Raw genomic sequence first — 13,673 nt, 5'->3', positions numbered from 1 at the left:
GAGGCCGGCTCCTAGGCGCACGGGAGCCAGGTGCCAGGCGCTGTGTCGCCGCCCTCAGGAGTGGAAAGGGTCACCGCATCCGGGGCGGTACGAGGAGGAAGGGCGCGGGGAGTCGGGCTCCCCGCGCCCTTCCGCGCGCGACGTCGCATCGAGAATCGAGAGCGGCAGCGGTCAGCGCCGCGAGGTCAGTGTCGCGCCGACGCTGGCCAGCACCACGCACCCGATGCCCAGCACCTGCGGCAGTCCCAGCAGCTGGCCGAGCACCACCAGGCCGACGGTGGCGCTGACCGCCGGGTCGAGGCTGACGATCACGCTGAACACCCGCTGCTCCATCCGCCGGAGCGCGGTCATCTCCAGGGCGTACGGCAGCACGGGGAAGAGCAGGGCCACGCCGGCGACGGCGAGCAGCAGCAGCCAGGGGGTGTCGGCGGTGGCGAGTCCGTGCCAGGCCTCGGCCGCGCCGAACGGGGCGAGGGCGACGGTCGCGATGGTGAAGGAGACCGCGAGGCCCTCGAAGCCCTTGAAGACCGCGCCGACCTTGTCGGTGAACAGGATGTACCCGGCGTAGCAGGCGGCCGCGCCGAAGGCGTACGCGAGGCCGACCGGGTCGAGGCCGGCGCCGTTCGGGCCGTCCGTGCCGAACAGGGTGAGCAGGGCGACGCCGCAGCCGGCCAGCAGGGCCCACAGGACGTGGCCGGCGCGGCGGGCGAAGATCAGCGCGACGGCGAGCGGGCCGAGGAACTCGATGGTGGCCGCGGTGCCCATCGGCAGCCGGTCGACGGCTCCGGCGAACAGGGCGGTCATGCCGGCGGAGGCCACGCCGAGCAGTCCGGCCAGGCCGAGGTCGCGGCGGCTGCGGCCGCGCAGCCGGGGCCGGGTGACGGCCAGCAGGACGGCGGCGGCGAAGAACAGCCGCAGGAAGGTCGCCCCGGCCACCCCGAGCACGCCGAACAGCGGCTTGGACGCGGCGATGCCCAGCTGCACCGCCACCATCGACACCACGCACAGCACCGGGGCCGGCACGCCGCGGGCGCGGCGGCGGACGTCCACCACCGGACGGGCGGCGGCGCGGACGGTCGTGGTGGGGATGGTGGTCACGGGGGATGCGGTGGTGGTGCCGGACATGGAGACGAGTCTGACGTAAGGAGTGCAACAGGTCAAAGCCGGTTACCACCTGCGGCCGGGAGGGTGACCGGAATCACGTGTTCCGCGTGTCCCGCGTCCGATCTGATGAACGGTCAGTAGCTCTGGAGGGTGCGCTTCCTCGGCCCGGCGGCCCTGACGGCCGCCTCCCTCGTCCTGCTCCTCGCCACCGACGGCAGCGTGGCGGACCTCGGCAGCGCGCTCGACGCGGCCCCCGATCCCGCCCGCGCCGCCGCCGTCGCGACCCTCGGCGGCCGCCCCGCCGGCGACCCGGGTGCCGTCCCGGGTGCCGTCCCGGGCTCCATCCCGCCCGTCGAACTGGCCGCCGCCGAGGTGGCCCACGCCGCCCCGCCCGCCGCGGTCCCGCCCCAGGCCGTCCCGCCCCAGCCGGTCAAGCTCGCCCGCCGGGTGCTCGCCGACCCGGGCTGGACCGAGCGGCGCGAGCAGCTGCCCCGCCAGCTCTTCGCCGGCGCCGGCTTCGACGCCTGCTCCGCCCCCGCGCTCGACACCCTGAAGGCCTGGCGCGGCACGTCCCCGTACGGGGCCGTGGGCATCTACATCAGCGGTGCGCAGCGCGCCTGCGACCAGTCCCGGCTGACCGCCGACTGGGTCCGCCAGGCGCAGGCGATGGGCTGGAAGCTGATCCCGACCCACGTCGGCCTCCAGGCGCCGTGCAGCAGGCTGGCGCGCAAGCCGCACCACATCGACCCGGCGCGGGCCACGCAGCAGGGCCGGGACGAGGCGGCGACGGCGGTCCGCGCGCTGAAGTCGCTCGGGCTGCGCACCGGCAGCCCGGTCTACCTGGACATCGAGGCGTACCCGCGGGGCGACCGGGCGTGCAGCCAGGCGGTGGTCGACTTCGCCCAGGGCTGGACCCAGGCCCTGCACAAGGCCGGCTACTACGCGGGCTTCTACTCCTCCACGGACGCGGGCATCGCCGACCTCGCGGCCGCCGCCCGGGCGGGCAGCTCGCCGCTGCCGGACGCGGTCTGGTACGCCCGCTGGGACGACCGGCCCACCACCACCGACGGCGCCGGGGCGCTGGGCGGCGACCTGTGGGCCCTCCACCAGCGGATCCACCAGCACCACGGCAACGTCCAGGAGAGCTACGGCGGCGCCGCACTCACCATCGACCGGGACCAGCTGGACGCGGTGGTCGCCCGCTGACCCGCCGCCTCGTCGACCCGCGGTCTGCAGCCCTCGGCCCGGCGGCGAATGAGCCGGGTCTCATCTGGGTCGCGATTGCTGACAGCGGCCCCGCCCCGGCGGAAGAATCGGGCGAACCGTTGCCTACCTGCGGGTAGCCAACCGTCCCCGCCCGGTCAAGGAGGACCCGCGTGTTCAGCACGATGCAGGACGTCCCGCTCACCGTCACCCGGATTCTGCGCCACGGGGCCACCGTGCACGGCACGTCCACCGTGACCACCTGGACCGAGGACGGCCCGGTCGTCCGCACCTTCGCCGAGGTCGCCGCCCGCTCCGCGCAGCTCGCCCACGCCCTGCGCGACGAACTCGGCATCCGCGAGGGCGACGTGGTGGCCACCCTGATGTGGAACAACACCGAGCACCAGGAGGCGTACCTCGCCGTCCCGTCGATGGGCGCGGTGCTGCACACGCTCAACCTGCGGCTGCCGGCCCAGCAGTTGGCGTACATCGTCAACCACGCCGCCGACCGGGTGATCGTGGTCGACGGCAGCGTGCTGCCGCTGCTGGCCGCCGTGCTGCCGCAACTGGCCGACACCCTCGAACACCTCGTGGTCAGCGGACCGTACGACCCGGCGCTGCTGGCCGGCTTCGCGGGCGGGGTGCACGAGTACGAGGCGCTGATCGCCGACCGCCCCACCGACTTCCCGTGGCGGGACGACCTCGACGAGCGGGCCGCCGCCGCGATCTGCTACACCTCCGGCACCACCGGCGACCCCAAGGGCGTGGTCTACAGCCACCGCTCGGTCTACCTGCACTGCATGCAGGTCAACGCCGCCGACAGCTTCGGCCTGACCGGCCAGGACACCGTGCTGCCGGTGGTCCCGATGTTCCACGTGAACGCCTGGGGGATCCCCCACGCCGCCTTCATGTCCGGCGCCAACCTGCTGATGCCGGACCGCTTCCTGCAGCCGAAGCCGCTCGCCGAGATGATCGACCGGATCCGGCCGACGGTCAGCGCCGCCGTCCCCACCATCTGGAACGGCCTGCTGGACGAGCTGGACGCCGGCGGCCACGACGCCACCTCGCTGCGGATGGTGGTGATCGGCGGCTCGGCCTGTCCGCCCGCCCTGATGAAGGGCTTCGAGGAGCGGCACGGCATCCGGGTGGTGCACGCCTGGGGCATGACCGAGACCTCGCCGCTCGGCACCTTCGCCACCCCGCCGGCCGGCCTGACGGCGGAGCAGGAGTGGCCGTACCGGGTCACCCAGGGCCGCTTCCCGGCCTCCGTCGAGGCCCGGCTCACCGGCCCGTCCGGTGAGCGGATGCCGCACGACGGCGTCTCGGCCGGCGAACTGGAGGTGCGCGGACCGTGGATCGCCGGTGCGTACTTCGCCGGCGCGGGCCGGGACCCGGAGCGTCCGGCGGACAAGTTCAGCGAGGACGGCTGGCTGCGCACCGGCGACGTCGGCACCATCACCGCGGACGGCTTCCTCACCCTCACCGACCGCGCCAAGGACGTGATCAAGTCCGGCGGCGAGTGGATCTCCTCGGTGGAGCTGGAGAACCAGCTGATGGCCCACCCGGAGGTGGCCGAGGCGGCCGTCGTGGCCGTGCCGGACGAGAAGTGGGGCGAGCGCCCGCTGGCCACCGTCGTCCTGCGCCCGGGCGCCACCGCCGGGCTGCGCGAGCTGCGCGCGTTCCTCGCCGAGCGGGTCGCCTCCTGGCAGCTGCCGGAGCGCTGGGCGATCGTCGAGGCGGTGCCGAAGACCTCGGTGGGCAAGTTCGACAAGAAGGTGATCCGCGCCGACTACGCCGCCGAGCGGCTCGAGGTCACCCTGCTCGGCAAGGAGTAGCAAGGAGCAGCAAGGAGTAGCGGCGCCGCGCGAAACTTTCCCGTCAGGCTGCGGAATACCCCCATGGGGTATCTCGTTGGAGGATGTGTACGCAGCCTGACGAGGAGGGGTCGCCATGGAACACCACGGTCACGCGCACGAGGGTCACCACGCCGGCGGGGGGTCGGGCTGGCGCACCGCCGCCCTGGCCACTCTGCACTGCCTCACCGGCTGCGCCATCGGCGAGATCCTCGGCCTGGTCCTCGGCACCGCGTTCGGCCTGCACAACGGCGCGACCATCGTCCTGTCGGTGCTGCTCGCCTTCGTCTTCGGCTACGCCCTCACCATGCGCGGCGTCCTGCGGGCCGGCCTGACCGTCGGTCAGGCGGTACGGGTGGCCCTGGCCGCCGACACCGTGTCGATCATCGTGATGGAGCTGATCGACAACACCGTCATGGTCGCCGTCCCGGGCGCGATGGACGCGGGCCTCGGGGACCTGCTGTTCTGGACCTCACTGGCCGGCTCGCTGGCCCTGGCCTTCCTGGTCACCGTGCCGGTCAACCGGGCGCTGATCGGCCGCGGCAAGGGCCACGCCGTGGTCCACGCCCACCACTGACGCGGCGCCTGCCACCGACGCGGCGCCCCAGAGCGTTCACCACCGAGCAGCCCCGGTACGAGCATGCGGGAGGCCTGCCACGGGACCCCTCCGTGGCAGGCCCTCCCGCCGCACTCAGCGGCCGTCCTCGACGGTGTTGCCGGTGATCGACCCGTCCGTGCCGTCCACCGTCACCAGGTGCCGTACCCCGTCGGTACCGAGCACCACCACCGCCCAGGAGCTGCCGCCGCCCTCACGGCCGACCACGGTCACCCCGGCCACCCGCCCGCCCGGCACGGCCGCCGCGGCCTTGACCGCCGCCTGGTCGGCCGGCACCGCCGGCAGCGCGGCCGGGGCGAGCGCGCCGGGCCCCGTCCGGAACTGGCCCCCCGGTCGCGACAGCGTCCCGGGAGCACCCGGAGCCCCGGGCGGCACGGGCGCACCCTCGGCGGTCACCCGGCCGCCAGGCCCCCGCTTGACCCGCACCGCGCCGCCGTCGTCCCCCGGCGCCCCGCCGTGCCCGAACTTGCCGCCCATCGGCTTCCCGAACGGACCCTCGGCCCGGGCGACGCCCTGCACCCGCTCGTCGTGGTGGTGCACCACCGCCGCCGCGGCGCCGGCCACCACCACGCCCGCCGCCACCACACCGGCCCCGGCCACCAGCCACCGGGTCCGGCGCCGCCGCGGCAGGTGGACGTAGCGCTGACGGAACGAGGACTTCGCCGCCACGGGCGGCAGCGCGGCGGTCTCCTCGGTACCGGGCTCGGACGGCACCGGCGGGATCGGCTCAGACATCGCAGACTCCTATGCGTGCCGGGACCCCTGCCCGGCCGGAGGCCAGCATGGCGCCACTCGCCTGAAGCCAACCTGAAGACCGCTGGGGCCACCCGGCCACCCGGCTGTCACCCTGTACCCCATGCGCGTACTGGTGGTGGAGGACGAACGGCGGCTCGCCGCCGCCCTGCAACGCGGGCTGCGGGCCGAGGGGTTCGCGGTCGACCTCGCCCACGACGGCGAGGAGGGCTTCTGGCTCGCCACCGAGCACGACTACGACGTCATCGTGCTCGACATCATGCTGCCCGGCCTCAACGGCTACCGGGTCTGCGCCCGGCTGCGGGCCGCCGGCGACGAGACCCCGATCCTCATGCTGACCGCCAAGGACGGCGAGTACGACGAGGCCGAGGCGCTCGACACCGGCGCCGACGACTTCCTCTCCAAGCCCTTCTCGTACGTGGTGCTGGTGGCCCGGCTGCGCGCCCTGGTCCGGCGCACCGGCCGCCGACTGCCGCAGACCCTCGCCTTCGGCGACCTCGCCATCGACCCGGCCCGCCGCACCTGTGTCCGCGGCGCAGTCGAGATCCGGCTCACCGCCCGCGAGTTCGCCGTCCTGGAGTGCCTGGCCCGGGCCGGCGGCGGGGTGGTCTCCAAGCGGGAGATCCTGGAGAGCGTCTGGGACGCCGCCTTCGACGGCGACCCCAACATCGTCGAGGTCCACATCAGCGCGCTGCGCCGCAAGATCGACGCACCGTTCGGGCGCAGCGCGGTCGGTACCGTCCGCGGCGTCGGCTACCGGCTGGCGGTGGACGGTGGCTGAGCCCGACGTCCGCACACGCACCTTCGCCCGCCGACTGCGCACCCTGGCGGCCCGACCTTTCCACCGGCTCGCCAAGCTGCTCCACCCGCTCGCCAAGCTGCTCCGCCGGGCCGTCGGCCGCCTCGCCCGGCTGGTCCCGCGCCCGCTGCGGACCCGGCTGGCGCACCTGGCACCACGCCTCGTCCCCCGCTCGGTCCGGGCCCGCGCCACCGTCGCGGCCACCGCCGTGGTCGCGCTCGCCCTCGGCCTCGCCTCGGTCGCCCTGATGGCGATGGTCCACTCCTACCTGCTCCGCCGGGCCGACGACGACGCCAGCCAACAGGCCCTGTCCGTCGCCAGGATGGCGGCCGACGGCACCCTGCCCACGGTCCTGCCGATCCACGGCGCCGACTTCGTCACCGTGGTGAACGCCAACGGCCAGGTGGTGACCTTCAACCAGGGCCTGGTCGGCCGCCCGCCCGGCGGCGGGCCGTTCCACCGTCCGGCGCCGCCCGACGTCCCCCTCCCGCCCGGCGCAGCGGCCCCGAGCGGCGCCCAGGTGGTCGGTCCCGGCGCCCGGATCCTTCCGTTCGGCCCGTACCGCCAGCGGGTCGTGCAGACCACCACGGACGGCCCCGGCGGCCGCTTCACCGTCTACGCCGGCACCTCGATGCGCGACATCGACGCCGCCTTCGATGTCACCGCCGCCGCCCTGGCCGTCGGCGTACCGCTGATGCTGCTCACCGTCGCCCTCGTCACCTGGCGGGTCACCGGACGGGCGCTGCGCCCGGTCGAGGCGATCCGCGCCGAGTTCGCCGAGATCACCGGCCAGGACCTGCACCGCCGGGTCCCCGTCCCGCGCACCGACGACGAGGTCGCCCGGCTCGCCCTCACCGTCAACACCACCCTCGACCGGCTGGAGGACGCCGGCACCCGCCAGCGCCGCTTCATCGCCGACGCCTCGCACGAACTGCGCAGCCCGATCACCGTGCTGCGCACCCAATTGGAGGTCGCCCTCGCCCACCCGGCCGCCGCCGACTGGCCCGAACTGGTCCGCGACGCCCTCCAGGACACCGTCCGCCTCCAGGACCTGGCCGCCGACCTGCTGCTGCTCGCCCGCCTGGACGCCGCCGACCCGGTCGCCACCGAGCCGCTCGACCTGGCCGCCCTGGTCACCGGGACGCTGGCCGCCCGCGGCCCCGAACGCATCCCCGTCACCACCGACCTCGCACCCGGCACCACCGTCCGCGGCAACCGCAACCGGCTCACCCGGCTGCTCACCAACCTGCTCGACAACGCCCAGCGCTACGCCGACCGGCAGGTCGAGGTCCGGCTGGAGCAGGTCGGCCGGACCGCGGTGTTGGAGGTGCGCGACGACGGCCCGGGCATCCCCGCCGACGACCGCGAGCGGGTCTTCGAACGGTTCACCCGCCTCGACGACGCGCGCAGCCGCGAACTCGGCGGCGCCGGACTGGGCCTGGCCATCGCCCGTGACCTCGCTGCGCACCACGGCGGCACCCTCACCGCCGAGCCGGCCGCCCGCGGCGCCCGGTTGGTGGCCCGTCTCCCGCTCGCCGACTGACCGTCAGCGACGCCCGGGCCGGGCCTGGTACTTCCGTACCGGGCCCGGTACGGAGGTCAGTGCGCCTGCGGTCCGGCGGTCGCCGACACCTCGCCGATCGCACCGATCCGGGCCAGCAGGTCGACGATCCGCGCCTGCACCTCGTCCGTGGTCGAGCGCTCGGCCAGGAACAGCACCGTCTCGCCGGTCCGCAGCCGCGGCAGCTCCTGCGGGTCCAGGTCCACCGAGGTGTAGACGACCAGCGGCGTACGGTGCAGCCGGTCGTTGGCCTGCAGCCAGTCCAGCAGGCCGACCCGGCGGCGCCGGATCTGCAGCAGGTCCATCACCACCAGGTTGGGCTGCACACTGCTGGCCCGCGCCACCGCCTCGTTCTCGTCCGCGGCGTGGTCGACGTGCATGCCGCGCCGCTCCAGACCGGCGACCAGCGCCGCCGCGATGTCCGGATCGGACTCCACCAGCAGCACCCGGGCGGCGTGGTTCTCGCTGTCGCGCGGCGCCAGCGCCCGCAGCAGCACGGCCGGTTCGGCCCCGTACGCCGCGTCCTTGGTGGCCTGCCCGAGGCCCGCCGTGACCAGCACCGGGACGCGGCTGTTCAGCGCCGCCGTGCGCAGCGACTGCAGCGCGGTCCGGGTGATCGGACCGGTCAGCGGGTCGACGAACAGCGCGGCCGGCAGCCCGGCCACCTGTGCGTCCACCTCCTCGCGGGAGCGCACGATCACCGGACGGTAGCCGCGGTCCTGCAGCGCCTGCTTGGTCGACGGGTCCGGCTCCGGCCAGACCAGCAGCCGACGCGCCCCGCCGTCCGCGGCCGGCGCGACCACGGCCGGGAAGTCCGGCTCGTCCTGCGCCGAACCGGCCGGCTCGTCGACCGGGCCCGGGGGAGTGCCGGGTCCGGACGCGGCGGGCAGCGCGAGCGGACCGCCGGCCGGCGCCGCCTCGGCGGCTCCGGCACCGGGGGCGTCGGGGGCGGCCGGTGCACCGTCGAAGCCCGGCTGGGCCACCACGCCGGCCGGGCCGACCGCGAACGGTGCCCGGGCGCCCGCCTCCGGCGCACTGTCGAAGCTCTGCCGCACCGCCCGGCCGCCGCCGGCGCCCGGCGCCGCGTCGAAACCGGTCCGGTGGGGGCCCGGCGCGGCGTCGAAGCCGTTGCGGGCCGCCGGGATCTCGCCGGGCGCGGGTGCGCCGTCGAAGCCCGACGGGGCCGGCCGGTCCCCGCCGCCGGCGGGGGCCAGTTCGAAGCCCTGCCGGGCCGCTGCTCGTCCGCCCGCCGCGACCGGGGCGAGCGCGAAGCCCTGCCCGTTGGAGCGGACGGCGGCTGAGCCGCCGTCCGCCGGAGCGTCGGGCGCCGGGGACGCCGCCGCCTGCTGCGGGAAGGCGCCCGGGAAGGCCGAGGCGAATCCGCCGCCCATCGGCCGCGGCGGTGCCAGCTCACCGAGCCCGCTGCCCACCGGCTGCGGCTGCGCCGGAACCTGGGGCTGCCCGCTCGGCATCGGCGGCACGGCGGGGCGGGAGAGTTCGAGTTCGGCGGCCGGACGCGCGGGTGCGCCGCCCGCCGCCGGGGCGTCCGGCGCGCCGCCGGACTGCGCGGCCTCCGACGGCTGCGGTTCGGCCGGGATCACCGGCAGCACGGTGGTCGCCGCCTCGGCGGCGTCCGCGTGGTCGGCCGGCAGGGCCAGCCGGCGCCGACGGCCGGTCGGCTGGGCGGGCGCGGGGACGACCGGCTCGGGCGGGGCCGCGGGCAGCGCATGCTCCAGGCCCGGGTAGACCGGCGTGCCCGGATCCGGGATGCCCGGGATCGACAGGGCGCCGTGCGACTCCTCGTCGGCCCGGGAGCCGCGGCGGCGCCGGCCCGTCCGGGCGGGCTCCTCCGGCGGCCGCGGCGCGCTCTCGCCCGCGTCACCCGCCGGACCGAGCGCGATCGGCGTCCGCGGACCGGACGGCTCCGCGGCCGCCTCCTCGGCCCGGGCGGCCGCCCGCCGGCGCCGGGACGGCCGCTCCGGCGCGGCGGCGACCTGCGTCCCCGCGCCGTCGGTCCGCTCCCGGGCGTCCGGTTCGGCGCGCCCGTCCTGCTCCGGGCGGCCGGCCGGCCGGCCCGGCCCGGCCTCGGCCACCGGGGTGCCCGCGGCCGGCGTGTTCGCGGGCGCGGGCTGCTCGGCCTTGGGCCCCGGCTCGACGCCGCGCTCCTCCCGCCCGGCCGGCGCCGGACCGGACACCTCCGGCAGGTCCGGCAGCATCGCGGTGTCGGAGTCCTTCGGCACGCTGCGCTGCCCCCGGCCGGCCAGCACCGTCTCCGGGTCGAGCGGCAGCTCGACCACGTACGTGGTGCCCGCCCGGCCGGGCAGCTCGTGGCGCTGCAGCACCCCGCCGTGCCGCTCCACCGTGGCGCGGGCGATCGGCAGGTGCACCGGGCTGGCCTTGCGGGCGGGACCGCGCACCTCGATCCGGGCGACGTCGCCGCGCTGCGCGGCGGCCAGCACCACCATGGGCGCGTCCCCGCCGATCGGCGGCAGCGCCGGCACCCCGAGCGAGGGCGATCCCGCGGCGGCCTCCAGCGAGGGCGTCACGCCGCTCACGTCGGCGACCAGGTGGGCCAGCGCCCTGGCCAGCCGCTCCCGGTCGGCCGGGACCTCGACCGCCGCGGCGTGCACCGAGTACCGGACCCGGCCGGGCCCGACCAGCTCGCCGGCCTGCTCGACGGCCAGCTGCACCACGCCGTCCAGGCCGACCGGTTCGCGCTCCAGGGCCTGCTTGGCGCTCTCCACCGAGCTCTCGAAGCGCTGGTGTTCCAGCACCCCGTCGATCAGCTTGCCGAACCGGCGGCACTCGTCGGCCAGTCGGCGCAGCGTCCAGTTGGCCTCGGGCCACAGCTGCCCGGCCGGGTCGGCGGCCAGCGCGTCGATCCGCCGGTGCAGCGCGGTGAGCGCGCTGCCGAGCTCGTTCTCCAGGACGGCCGTCAGGTGCTCGTTGCGGGCGGTCAGCGCCAGCTCGCGGGTCCGGTCGGTGAAGGTCATCACCGCGCCGACCAGCTGGTCGCCGTCGCGGACCGGCGCGGTGGTGAGGTCGACCGTCACCGGGGTGCCGTCCTTGCGCCACAGCACGGTGTTCTTCACCCGGTGCTTGCGGCCGGAGAGCAGGGTGTCCAGCAGCGCCGAGCCCTCCAGGGCGAGCGGGCTGCCGTCCGGCTGGGAGTGCTGGATCAGCGGGTGCAGCTCGCGGCCGCCCAGCTCGCTGGCCCGGTAGTCGAGGATGTGCGCGGCGGCCGGGTTGACCAGCACCACGCGGCCGTCCAGGTCGACGCCGAGCACGCCCTCGGCCGCCGCCCGCAGGATCATCTCGGTCTGCTTGTGCTGGCGGCGCAGCTCGGTCTCGACGCCCAGGCGCGCGGACAGGTCGCGGACCAGGAGCAGCAGCAGGTCCTGGTCGGTGGTGGCGTAGGAGAGGAAGCCGTGCGGCTCGCCGCCGCCCTCGTCGGTGAAGTCGTTGCCGGACACCTCGACGCTGAAGGTGGTGCCGTCGGTGCGCCGGGCGGTCATCCGGACCGGGCGGTCCAGGCTCTCGGTCTCGCTCTTCGGCGGCCGCATCGACCCGGGGATCCGGCTGGGATCGAACTCGGGCAGCAGGTCCAGGACGCCCATTCCGACCAGGGAGGTGCCGGGGGCCTGCAGGCTCTCCACGGCGGCCCTGTTGGCGTCCACCACCGTGCCGTTGCTGTTCACCAGCAGCAACGCATCGGGCAGTGCGTCCAGTATCGAGGCGAGGCGAGCAGCGCCTCGGGTCGGCCTGCTGCTCACGTCGACAGGTCTCCTCACGGCTCTCCGGAACCCGAAGTATCTCATTCTTCTTTGCGTCGCGGAGGACCCGCCCAGTATCGTTGTCGGTGGTTGGTGCCGGGGCCTCGCGCTGTGGCATCATCGCTTTCGCACGGAGTGCGTCGGCCTGGCCGGCGCGGTTCGAGTGAGGGAGGCGTCGCCTAGTCCGGTCTATGGCGCCGCACTGCTAATGCGGTTTGGGTCTTAAAGCCCATCGAGGGTTCAAATCCCTCCGCCTCCGCCTCACGGGAGCCCCGGTGATCATCGATCACCGGGGCTCTTCGCATGCCCGTGACGAGGGACCGGCGAGGGGCTGCGGAGGGTCGGCGGCAATCGATTTCGCCCCGCGTCGCAGGTCATGTAATGTTGTCCCCGCACCGCCCAGGAGGCCAGTCCGCCGGGGCGAGCGCTCATAGCTCAACGGATAGAGCACTTGACTACGGATCAAGAGGTTGCAGGTTCGAATCCTGCTGAGCGCACCAACCCACCGCTCGCGGTCCTTCCAGGGCCGTACGAGCGCTCATAGCTCAACGGATAGAGCACTTGACTACGGATCAAGAGGTTGCAGGTTCGAATCCTGCTGAGCGCACCAGCCGAAGGCCCCGGGCAGCAGCCCGGGGCCTTCGTCGTTCCCGGGCTCCGCTCCGGGTGCGGTCTCAGCCCAGCTCGGTGCGGTTGATCCAGGGGACGTCCCGGTGGTCGAGGAACCACTCGCCGGGGGTGAGCGGGCGGGCCCGGTTGAAGGTGTCGGCGCCCGGGTCGTGCCGGATCGACGCCGGGTCGGCGCCCTGGCCGACCAGTTGCCGGCCCAGCGCGCGGGCAAGGCCGGGCGGCCCGCTCAGATGCACCTCGTGCCCGGCGCAGTCGCCGTGCCGGCCCAGCCGCTCCCGCAACCACGCCGCCCCGCCGCCCCCGGCCGCGGGGAGCACCGTCCGCAGCCACGGGTGGCGGTCCGCCAGCCGCTCGGCCGCGGCCCGGTCGTACGGGCCGCCCGCGCGGTCGGCCAGGTAGACCGTGGCGGGCCGGCCGCCGTCCAGGGCGAGCTGTTCGACGAGCGCCTTGATCCGGCCCCAGCCGGAGCCGCCGGCGACGGCGAGCAGCGGCCGGTCGGAGTGCGGGTCCAGGACGGCGTCGCCGAGCGGCGGGCCGATCCGCAGCCGCTCGCCCGGCAGGACGTCGTTGACCAGAGCGGTGGAGAGCAGCCCGTCCGGGACGCGCCGGACGTGCAGCTCCAGGGTGTTGTCCGGACGCGGCGCACAGGCGATCGAGTACGGGCGCCAGACCTGCGGCCGGCGGGCGGAGCAGGCGGTCAGGTACTGGCCGGCGGTGAACGGGTACGGGTGGCCGGGGGCCAGGGTGAGCACCACCAGGTCGGCGGCGGCCCGCCGGCGGTCGACCACCTCGGCGTCCCACCAGCGCGGGGCGTCGGCGGGGACGGCCCGGGCGGCGGCGATCATCGCGTCGGAGAGCTCGGTGTACGCCTCCTGCCAGGCCTTCTCGATCGCGGCCGTCCAGGAGTGCCCGGAGAAGTGCCGAAGGGCGGCGATCAGGCTGGCGCCGACGGCGGGGAAGTGCTCGGGACCGACCCGGAACTTGCGGTGGTCGCGGCCGAGCGCCGCCAGGTAGCCGGCCAGTCGGCCGGGTTCGTCCAGCCGCAGCACCAACTGGGTGAGGGCGGCGAAGAACCGGTCGCGCTGCTCGGCGAGACGTTCGGGGAACAGGGCCTGGAAACCCGGGTTGTGGGTGAACAGGTGGGCGTAGAAGAACCGGGTCAGCTGATCGGCGCGGCGCTCGACGACGGCGAAGCTGGCGCGGACGACCGCGGGATCGAAGGGCACCGGGACGGCCTCAGCGCGAGCGCTCGTACTCGAACAGAAACCACCCGCAGAGGTCCGCCGCCGGTTCGCCGGCAGGGCCTTGGAGCGGGGCGGTGGCCGGATTCGTGGTCATGGGGGTCGACTCTACTGAAAGGCCCCGCAATTCGAACAGACCG

9 protein-coding genes and 3 tRNA genes are annotated in these 13,673 nt (G+C 75.4%); 8 read left to right on the top strand and 4 right to left on the bottom strand.

Features of this window, described 5'->3' with window-relative positions:
- Window positions 1-171: 171 nt before the first annotated feature.
- Entirely contained in the window at window positions 172-1,125 is a 954-nt protein-coding gene (locus tag FHR36_RS30880; protein WP_253802530.1) for an EamA family transporter, read from the bottom strand.
- A 129-nt stretch (window positions 1,126-1,254) separates the two neighbouring features.
- On the opposite strand from FHR36_RS30880, the gene FHR36_RS40115 reads away from it, so the two are divergent.
- The 3 genes from FHR36_RS40115 to FHR36_RS30865 all read left to right on the top strand — a co-directional run bounded on the left by FHR36_RS40115 (window position 1,255) and on the right by FHR36_RS30865 (window position 4,737).
- On the top strand, window positions 1,255-2,310 hold the full coding sequence (locus FHR36_RS40115) for a DUF1906 domain-containing protein (RefSeq protein ID WP_253802528.1): 1,056 nt from the start codon (window positions 1,255-1,257) through the stop codon (window positions 2,308-2,310).
- A 170-nt stretch (window positions 2,311-2,480) separates the two neighbouring features.
- Window positions 2,481-4,142, top strand: a complete 1,662-nt coding sequence (locus FHR36_RS30870) for a long-chain fatty acid--CoA ligase (RefSeq protein ID WP_253802525.1) — start codon at window positions 2,481-2,483, stop codon at window positions 4,140-4,142.
- 115 nt (window positions 4,143-4,257) lie between these two features.
- Window positions 4,258-4,737 (top strand): DUF4396 domain-containing protein, encoded by a 480-nt coding sequence (locus FHR36_RS30865; RefSeq protein ID WP_253802524.1) that lies wholly within the window; start codon window positions 4,258-4,260, stop codon window positions 4,735-4,737.
- A gap of 114 nt (window positions 4,738-4,851) precedes the next feature.
- Here FHR36_RS30865 and FHR36_RS30860 read toward each other — a convergent pair whose 3' ends face one another.
- Window positions 4,852-5,511: a hypothetical protein gene (locus FHR36_RS30860; protein ID WP_253802522.1), complete on the bottom strand. Its 660-nt coding sequence runs from the start codon at window positions 5,509-5,511 to the stop codon at window positions 4,852-4,854.
- A 121-nt stretch (window positions 5,512-5,632) separates the two neighbouring features.
- Here FHR36_RS30860 and FHR36_RS30855 point away from each other — a divergent pair, with 121 nt between their 5' ends.
- Together FHR36_RS30855 and FHR36_RS30850 are read left to right on the top strand one after the other, a co-directional pair.
- Window positions 5,633-6,310 (top strand): response regulator transcription factor, encoded by a 678-nt coding sequence (locus FHR36_RS30855; protein ID WP_253802520.1) that lies wholly within the window; start codon window positions 5,633-5,635, stop codon window positions 6,308-6,310.
- Complete coding sequence (locus tag FHR36_RS30850; protein ID WP_253802518.1) at window positions 6,303-7,871, top strand: sensor histidine kinase; 1,569 nt, start codon at window positions 6,303-6,305, stop codon at window positions 7,869-7,871. Before FHR36_RS30855 ends, FHR36_RS30850 begins: the two co-directional genes overlap by 8 nt.
- A gap of 56 nt (window positions 7,872-7,927) precedes the next feature.
- On the opposite strand, the gene FHR36_RS30845 is transcribed toward FHR36_RS30850, so the two are convergent.
- Window positions 7,928-11,662: a PAS domain-containing protein gene (locus FHR36_RS30845; RefSeq protein ID WP_253802516.1), complete on the bottom strand. Its 3,735-nt coding sequence runs from the start codon at window positions 11,660-11,662 to the stop codon at window positions 7,928-7,930.
- A 168-nt stretch (window positions 11,663-11,830) separates the two neighbouring features.
- Here FHR36_RS30845 and FHR36_RS30840 point away from each other — a divergent pair.
- The 3 genes from FHR36_RS30840 to FHR36_RS30830 all read left to right on the top strand — a co-directional run bounded on the left by FHR36_RS30840 (window position 11,831) and on the right by FHR36_RS30830 (window position 12,272).
- A tRNA-Ser gene (locus FHR36_RS30840) sits at window positions 11,831-11,921 on the top strand.
- A 165-nt stretch (window positions 11,922-12,086) separates the two neighbouring features.
- Window positions 12,087-12,162, top strand: a tRNA-Arg gene (locus FHR36_RS30835).
- Window positions 12,163-12,196: 34 nt separating this feature from the next.
- Window positions 12,197-12,272: transfer RNA gene (locus tag FHR36_RS30830), tRNA-Arg, on the top strand.
- A gap of 64 nt (window positions 12,273-12,336) precedes the next feature.
- Here FHR36_RS30830 and FHR36_RS30825 read toward each other — a convergent pair.
- Entirely contained in the window at window positions 12,337-13,518 is a 1,182-nt protein-coding gene (locus FHR36_RS30825; protein WP_253802515.1) for a globin domain-containing protein, read from the bottom strand.
- Window positions 13,519-13,673: the final 155 nt, after the last annotated feature.

The organism is Kitasatospora cinereorecta (assembly GCF_024172095.1).
Lineage (GTDB): Bacteria > Actinomycetota > Actinomycetes > Streptomycetales > Streptomycetaceae > Kitasatospora > Kitasatospora cinereorecta.
Note: the sequence above shows the minus strand (reverse complement) of the source record. Positions and strands in the feature narration are given on the sequence as shown.

Excerpts from the sequence above, each read along its gene's own strand:
- FHR36_RS30880 (WP_253802530.1), bottom strand. The coding sequence starts at position 1,125 with ATGTCCGGCACCACCACCGCATCCCCCGTGACCACCATCCCCACCACG.
- FHR36_RS30865 (WP_253802524.1), top strand. The coding sequence starts at position 4,258 with ATGGAACACCACGGTCACGCGCACGAGGGTCACCACGCCGGCGGGGGG.
- FHR36_RS30860 (WP_253802522.1), bottom strand. The coding sequence starts at position 5,511 with ATGTCTGAGCCGATCCCGCCGGTGCCGTCCGAGCCCGGTACCGAGGAG.
- FHR36_RS30855 (WP_253802520.1), top strand. The coding sequence starts at position 5,633 with ATGCGCGTACTGGTGGTGGAGGACGAACGGCGGCTCGCCGCCGCCCTG.